Annotated in this window: 7 protein-coding genes; 1 reads left to right on the top strand and 6 read right to left on the bottom strand. The window is 50.0% G+C overall.

The genetic code is table 11. From position 1 onward, the window contains the following. The 5 genes from RBR60_RS15890 to RBR60_RS15870 all read right to left on the bottom strand — a co-directional run. On the bottom strand, positions 1 to 814 hold an 814-nt coding region (locus RBR60_RS15890; RefSeq protein ID WP_320358598.1), incomplete at its 3' end, for a pilus assembly protein N-terminal domain-containing protein. 23 nt (positions 815 to 837) lie between these two features. Further along, positions 838 to 1,695 (bottom strand): Flp pilus assembly protein CpaB, encoded by an 858-nt coding sequence (gene cpaB, locus RBR60_RS15885; RefSeq protein ID WP_320358596.1) that lies wholly within the window; start codon positions 1,693 to 1,695, stop codon positions 838 to 840. A gap of 24 nt (positions 1,696 to 1,719) precedes the next feature. After that, complete coding sequence (locus RBR60_RS15880; RefSeq protein ID WP_320358594.1) at positions 1,720 to 2,283, bottom strand: A24 family peptidase; 564 nt, start codon at positions 2,281 to 2,283, stop codon at positions 1,720 to 1,722. 192 nt (positions 2,284 to 2,475) lie between these two features. Then, a complete protein-coding gene (locus RBR60_RS15875; RefSeq protein WP_320358592.1) occupies positions 2,476 to 2,676 on the bottom strand; it encodes a Flp family type IVb pilin in 201 nt (66 codons plus the stop codon). Between the two features lie 109 nt (positions 2,677 to 2,785). Then, positions 2,786 to 3,916: a hypothetical protein gene (locus RBR60_RS15870; RefSeq protein WP_320358591.1), complete on the bottom strand. Its 1,131-nt coding sequence runs from the start codon at positions 3,914 to 3,916 to the stop codon at positions 2,786 to 2,788. Positions 3,917 to 4,501: 585 nt separating this feature from the next. On the opposite strand from RBR60_RS15870, the gene RBR60_RS15865 reads away from it, so the two are divergent. Beyond that, positions 4,502 to 5,431 (top strand): glycosyltransferase family 2 protein, encoded by a 930-nt coding sequence (locus RBR60_RS15865; RefSeq protein WP_320358588.1) that lies wholly within the window; start codon positions 4,502 to 4,504, stop codon positions 5,429 to 5,431. A 48-nt stretch (positions 5,432 to 5,479) separates the two neighbouring features. Here the strand turns inward: RBR60_RS15865 and RBR60_RS15860 are convergent. After that, the coding region (locus tag RBR60_RS15860) for a penicillin-binding protein activator (protein ID WP_320358586.1) at positions 5,480 to 6,732 on the bottom strand (1,253 nt) is incomplete at its 5' end.

The following is a 6,732-nucleotide window of genomic DNA, read 5'->3' as shown; positions in this document are numbered from 1 at the left end:
TCATGGCAATTAGATTGGGTTCAGACAGGATTTTGATCATGCCGTCTTCCTGCAGGGCATTAAGAAATCCGGTCCAGGTGGCGCTGCCTTTGGAAAAACGGAAAAACGAGGTCACGGCGGATGAAATTATGCTATCACCGACAAAGCCGGTGTTTTCGCCAAGTTCACTCAGAACCGTGGCACCTAAATCACCACTTTCATTGAAAAAACTTGCATCAATGCCAAGTTCCTTACCTAGACTGCGGCTCATCTCCGCCACAGTGATCTCCAGCATGACCTGGTGGGTGCCGCCCACCTCCATCAGGTTGTTGACCTTGCCTTTCGGGGCAAAGGACTCGGCCATAACCAGTGCCCGGGACAGGTTGCCGTTGTTGGAAATCTTGCCCACCAGGGTGATGGTGTCATTGGCGGAAAACACCTGGATATCCGGTTCTTCGGGAAGCACCTGAAACAGCTTTTCCTTGAGCCGGGACACGTCATAGCTGACCACCACATCATAGATGGCCACGAGATCATCCCTGTGCCAGAGAATCAGGTTGGTGACACCCGGTGCATTTCCCTTGATGTAAAGCTGTTTAGGTTTGCCGTTCCTGGGAAATTCTATGAAATCAGCGATTTCAGGCGAGCTTATGGAAATGCGGGTCACGTCAAGCCCCTTGAGGTCCATGATCAGGGACTTGCCGGCGATGAGTTCAATATTTTCTGTTTCCATTGCTGTGCCTGCCAGGGGGGCGGCCAGGCACGGCATGGAAAGAAAAAACATCATTACCAGAATCAGGGCCGTCACTTTTGTTGAATCATTGCGTAAATGCATGGGATCTCATCTCCTGGTGAAAATCAGTTGGCATCTTTTAACGGGACATCTTTTTGGGTCAGTGTCAGCCCTTTGATTGTTTCAATGGTCGTTTTTTTAACTTTTTTCGGCGCCGGTCTCGTTCGGACAACGGTCCGGAGTTTCGGATTGGATTCGGTCGGGCTGGAAAATTCGAGTACGTCCACCATGGTCACCCCTTTGGTCGGCACAATTTCATGGTCCACCGCCCCCCGCAGGGCGAACTGCAGCCGGCCTTCGTTGGCAGCCAGGGTGAGCCGTTCTCCCTGGTCCGGTGTCACCTCCAGGGTATATACATCCACCGGTGCGGCCTTGCTATCTGCGTTTTTCACGATCTGGGTACCGGATGCCAGCACCAGCATGTTCTCAAGGATGGTTTTGGTGAACTCTTTTTCCGTGTCCGGTTTCTGGATGGTCAGCAAAACATCCACCCGGTCATCTGGTTTGATATGCCCGGCAAGGCCCAGGACCTTGTTGCCCTGGACAGACACCGCCCGGCTGCCTGGCTTGAGCAGTGCGGGAATCCCTCCCCGTGTAATGGTGGTGTCAGCAAGGCGGCTCTCCAGAATCGGTTCCCCTGCCATCATCGATGATGTCACGATTCTGCCGGTAAGGGCGGCCGGATCTGAAAAATATCCCCCAGGGAGGCTCTCCTTAAAATAGGGTTTGGTCTCCAGGGCCATTGGATCTATTTCACTGCCCCGGACAAGATCCAGCTTGGACGTAACCACGGGAACAGCCCGGGTATCCTGGCTAATGACCACATTTTCCGGGGTCTGTTGTTTTTTCAGCCAGTCATACAGCAAATAACTGCCCCCCAGTGCAATCAAAATCGACAGCAGAACAGGAATAAAAGCCCTCATGGTATAATTCCTTGCCAGTTAAAATTAAAATTCATATCCAGACATCACCATTCCCACGTAGGTGAATGTTCCCAGGGCAATGGCCATGCCGTAGCACAGCCTGGGTTTGTTTTCATGCTCAACCACCCGGATGGGTTGGTATCTCTTGATCAGCAGAAACGCGAGAAGCGTGTTGTATAGATCTGTGAAAAATCCCCTGAATATCTGCCGGTACATCAGAATCAGCAATAAAGAATAAACACCGCCGTAGAGGGCGGTAAAAATAAAGGATATAAATACCCCTTTGGCCCCCAGGAAAGCACCCACCGCAGCCATGAGCTTGACATCCCCGGCCCCCATGCCCCCCATGAAATAAAAAAGGACCAGCACACCGAATCCGGTGGCCAGTCCCAGCAGGCTGAAGGACAACCCTTCTAGGCCATACATGGCCCAGTGATATCCGATGCCGACAACCATGGTCGGATAGGTCAGGACATTGGGTATTTTCTGCCTGTCCAGATCGATCCAGGCGGCTGCCGCAAGTATAACACACAAAAAAATTTGTGCCGGGCCGTCAATGCTGGAAAAAAACAATGTCGGTGATATCATATCAACTCAGTTCAGTCATATCTGACCCATCATAATGTTTTGTTAAAGTATATTGTTGCCTCTAAATAACTCCTGAGGAGTTATTTAGAGGCCTGGTGCCGGGCATTGTCTGGGTGGAGCAGGTTTAAAATTATTAAATGTTCTTTTGTCTGTTTCTCTATTATGATCAATCCTCTATGGGCTCTGCTACTATCAACTTCCTGTACCTCCTGTACCTCCTGTACCTCCTGCACCTTCTATTGCGTTGGCTGCCTCTTGAAATTTATCATTGAGATTCTTTCCAAGGAGACTTACAGCTGCAATAATAGCCACGGCAATGAGTGCCACCATAATTCCATATTCAACCGCAGTGGCACCGTCTTCTTCTTTGAACAGATTGATGAGTTTTTTCATGGGGATTTTCTCCTTGTTTTTTATTGTGTGTGATCTATTCCCCTGTCTCTTATTCTTATTGAAAACAAGAAATTAGGGTAGTTAGAAATCAATGATATTAAGTGTTTCATTACTTGTCAACTTTTTTCCTTGTGAAAAAAAAAGCATTATCTGTTTCTTTTTCGATTTTCCAAGAAGGGCTGACTTGAATGATAAACCGGGAGATGGTCCGGTCCTTACCGGCTAGAATGTGCTGAATATCGTATTCTTCGGCGATATCTTCCCATCCTTGCTCCAGGTTGATGAAGGTCTTGTAGGGGACACTTATTTCTTTTTTATAGACATCCATTCGTCCATCAATGAAGACTTTATGATCCGGCAGTGCCCACAGCAGAAATCCACCCCAGCCATACTGATTGAAAATATTGCCCTGAACCGGGTTTGATCGGATGTGTTCCGCAATTTCAACCGGATACCGGGTGCGGTCCAGCCCGATGTTCAACTTATCCGGGAAAGTCACACTCAATCCTGCCATGATCGCAATGACTGTCACTGCCAAAACGTGGCATCTCAGGTGCTGCTCCATGGTATTGAACCAAAGGGACCGGGAGGTCAGATAATCTGACAAAATCTGAAGCCAGTGATGCATCCTATGATTGACATATGCGGCCTTCAGCAAATGGAAGAATCTGGTTAGGTGTTCCTGCCACAGGGCGGCCAGCATGGGTGTGGCCACAATGGCGAAGACAGGCATGTGCCGTATGGCGGAAAAGGCTAAAAAAATAAAAGTTGTGAGGAGAAAGATTTCATGCAAGGGCTGAATTTTGCGTAAAAACATAATTCCCAGAATCACCAGAGCAGTATAGATGAAAAAATGCACATCTGTGTGAATTGCTGGGGCAGCCCATTCCTGTATCATGCGGCTGTCCATCTGGCCCCCGATATACATCAAGGGATACATCACCCCTTTCCATGTGGCGGGATTGATAAAGCAGGCGGCAAATGATATCAGTCCCCAGGCGATGAGGGCTTTGGCCTGTGACAGAAATATTTTCGGATCTGGGGTGGTTTTTAGAAAACCGGTCACCAGTTTTGCCCCGGTGCAGGCGGCCAGAAAAATAAACCCGATGATGTATCCGCCGTGGAGATTGATCCAGATCAGAAACAGGAGCGGCAGCCATCGAAGGATTCTGGGGTTTCCCCTGTCATTGAACTCGACAAAAATCCGGAAAAGAATTACCAGAAAGAGATTGGTGAACATATGGGGACGGACTGTCCATGCCCCGGCCGTCCCCAGAACCAGGAGCAGGGTAAATCCAAGGCTGATGAAAATATTAGTGTCCTTCCGCAGCAGCAGATTGAACATCAGGCCGTACATCAGGGCATAGACAAAGGATTTCAGGACGATCAGTCCTGAAAAGCCGAAGGCGTTGTAAATCAGGGCAAAAATAACCTGGCTGCCCCATTCATGAAGAATCCAGGGTTTGCCGTATGCGGTATAGGAAAAAATGTCTGTGGTGGGGAAAACCCCGCTTAGAAGAAGATCCCCGGTTCTCAGGTGCCAGAAAATATCAAAGCAGCCAATCAATGGGTCTGCCAGGATCATGGTACAAAAGACTGTTGCCACGATCAAGTCAAATATGGAAGGCATGAACCATTTCTGAAGCTGGGCCGGAGGATTCATTCGTGTTTACCTTGTTTTTATGTTTATGTCATAACTGCACATTGAGCTTGACCTTTGATACCCTGTTCATCTAAAACAGATGGACGACTGGCAGAAGGTAGCAAAAACCCAACCGGAATAAAAGAAAAATCCGATATTCCAACATAATGGAATGAAAACAGAGTGGAGCCCAAAAAAGAAATATCCATCGTGTGCCCGATGTTTAATGAAGCAGATATGATTCATCGGTTTTTAGATGCGCTTTTCCCGGTGCTGGAAGAGTTGAACCGCTCCTTTGAAATTATCTGCGTGAATGACGGCAGCACCGATGACACGTTTGACATTCTTATGCAGGAAAAGCAGCACCGGGGACATATAACAGTCATCAATTTGTCCCGGAATTTCGGCAAAGAGGCGGCTTTGACCGCCGGGCTGGCCCATGCCGCGGGCCGGGCGATAATTCCCATGGATGCGGACCTGCAGGACCCGCCGGAACTGATCCCGGAAATGGTGGCATACTGGGACAAGGGGTATGACGTGGTCCTGGCCAGACGTACAGACCGGTCGTCGGACCGGTTTTCAAAGCGGATGTCCGCAAAATGGTTTTACAAAATCCATAACCTGCTTTCGAGTATTTTGCTGCCGGCAGATGTAGGGGATTTTAGGCTCATGACAAGAAAGGTGGTGGAAGCGGTGAATAAGCTTCCGGAAAACCAGCGGTTCATGAAAGGTATTTTTGCCTGGGTGGGATTCAAGACTGTTGTCGTCGGTTATACACGGGAAATCCGCCAGGCCGGCCAGACCCGATTCAACTTCTGGAAATTGTGGAATTTGGCGGTCAACGGCATTACCAGTTTCAGCAGTGCGCCCCTGCGTGTCTGGCTCTACCTGGGAATCATCACCTCTCTGCTCTCTTTTATTTATGGCTGTTTTATCATTTTCAAAACCCTTATGTTCGGCGTGGATGTGCCGGGATATGCCTCCATCGTTGCCATTATTTTGTTTCTAGGGGGTGTCCAGCTGACCGGCATCGGGGTAATCGGCGAGTATATCGGGCGAATCTACCTGGAATCCAAAAGACGGCCGCCGTATATCATCGAGGGAATTTATTGATGTTTATTATAAAGTAAGTTCTTAGTCCTCCAGAAAAAATAAAATATCCTACTCCAATAAAACTTCCATCAGGGTGACGCTGCGGTCAAAGCCCATCTTTTTCAATGTCTGCATCAACCCGGCTCGTGAAGTCACTCCAGGATCGGACAGGCAGTCCATCACCTCCATGGCGGTGTCAAACCCCATGGCTGCAAAATAATCCGGGGTTTCCCCAAATGCGGCTTCATAGTCCGCCACAAAGTTCTGCACTGTTTCCTCGGGGCTGTCCGGGTCAAAGTCCACCGGGAAAATCACCGGAAGCACGGAATCGCCAGCCTCGTTAAGGGCCTTTGGATTCCAGATGTTTGTTCCCATCAGGATCACATCCCTGATGTCATGGAACCTGAGCTGCTGGGCGATCTGAGCCCCGGTTGCCGGCCCGTCCGGGATGAACACGGCATCAAAATCGATCTTTGCCCGGTAGATCCGGTTTCGTTCCCGGGATTCCCCGGGGACAAGATTCACAAACCGCCCGTGGGCATCCAGTCGCTGATACCCATGGATCAACGGTTTTATCCGGGCGGAAAAATCCGTCTGTCCGGGTGCGTATTTCACTTTCGCCGTCACCTGCCCGCCATAACCTTCCACTGCCTGTAAGAAAGCCTCTTTGTAAACATGCCCGTATTTTTCATCCGGATAAAACACGGCAAACCTTTTATATCCCCGGGTGTTCATCACATGGGATACCAGGGCCCGGGACTGATCATCCGGCGTTAGAAAATTTCTAAAGATAAATTCACCGATTTCCAGGATCTTCGTCTGCTGGGTCAGGGTGATCATGGGGATCTTCAGGGCCTGGGCCTGAACCGCAGCAGCTCCCGCCGTCACCATGGGGCCTAGAATACAGGCCGCGCCTGCTTTTCCCAGGCGATGAACGGCCGCGGCCGCCTGTTCTGGATCCGAGCCGGTGTCTTCGATTTTCAGCTCAAACATAGTTCCGCTGGACCGGTTCCGGGCATTTACGGCCATGCGTACTCCGTTCAGCCCCCGTTCTCCGGCTGCCTGATAATACCCGGTCAACGGCAGCAGCACCCCGATTCGGCCGGGATGAAAATCTGATATTTCAAGTTCTGGTCCCTGCACAGGGGCAGGCATATCCATTTCCGGAGTATTGGCTTGACCAAGCAAATCCTCCTGCCGAACCCGATTAGCCCCAGAGCCGGGCATGTTTATTCCCCGTGCATTGGCAGCATCCACCATGGCACGCACCTGCTCCTGGGGCAGATGGGCCGCTGCCTTTTCCAGGCTGTTAAAAAACATCT

Origin of the sequence: Desulfobotulus sp., assembly GCF_034006065.1 — a bacterium.
In the GTDB taxonomy this organism is placed as follows: domain Bacteria; phylum Desulfobacterota; class Desulfobacteria; order Desulfobacterales; family ASO4-4; genus Desulfobotulus.
The sequence above is the reverse complement of the archived record's forward strand: the minus strand, read 5'-3'. Positions and strand labels throughout refer to the sequence as shown.

What these genes read in the sequence shown, in the direction of transcription:
- cpaB (WP_320358596.1), bottom strand. Translation starts at nt 1,695, where the DNA reads ATGAGGGCTTTTATTCCTGTTCTGCTGTCGATTTTGATTGCACTGGGG.
- RBR60_RS15880 (WP_320358594.1), bottom strand. Translation starts at nt 2,283, where the DNA reads ATGATATCACCGACATTGTTTTTTTCCAGCATTGACGGCCCGGCACAA.
- RBR60_RS15875 (WP_320358592.1), bottom strand. Translation starts at nt 2,676, where the DNA reads ATGAAAAAACTCATCAATCTGTTCAAAGAAGAAGACGGTGCCACTGCG.
- RBR60_RS15870 (WP_320358591.1), bottom strand. Translation starts at nt 3,916, where the DNA reads ATGTTCACCAATCTCTTTCTGGTAATTCTTTTCCGGATTTTTGTCGAG.